Origin of the sequence: Shewanella sp. TB7-MNA-CIBAN-0143, assembly GCF_040310065.1 — a bacterium.
In the GTDB taxonomy this organism is placed as follows: domain Bacteria; phylum Pseudomonadota; class Gammaproteobacteria; order Enterobacterales; family Shewanellaceae; genus Shewanella.
The window spans coordinates 1-264 of the sequence record NZ_JBEOPL010000114.1 but is presented as its reverse complement, the minus strand read 5'-3'; the positions used below and the strand labels follow the sequence as shown (position 1 = coordinate 264).

Here is a 264-nt window from a genome sequence, read left to right as displayed (position 1 = left end):
CCCTCTTGCAATGCAGGTTTTATTTGCGCAAGCGTGTCGCCAAAAGCATGGCTTGGCACAACAACAAGTACAATAGCACTGCTAGCAACGGCATGTTGTAAGTTAGCTTCAAGAGTAAGAGTATCTGGGAAAGGAGCATCAGGTAAGTAACGTTGATTTTTCCGCTCAGCTGCAAGCGTGGCAACGTCGTCGCTATTTCTTCCCCAAAGTGTCACCTGGTGACCATTTCGGGCTAAACAAATAGCAAGGGCGGTGCCGTAAGAC

The 264-nt window shown here is 48.5% G+C and carries 1 protein-coding gene; it reads right to left on the bottom strand.

Annotation, left to right across the window (positions count from 1 at the left end; genetic code table 11):
- On the bottom strand, positions 1-264 hold a 264-nt coding region (locus AAEY97_RS21325; protein WP_351001357.1), incomplete at both ends, for an NAD(P)-binding domain-containing protein.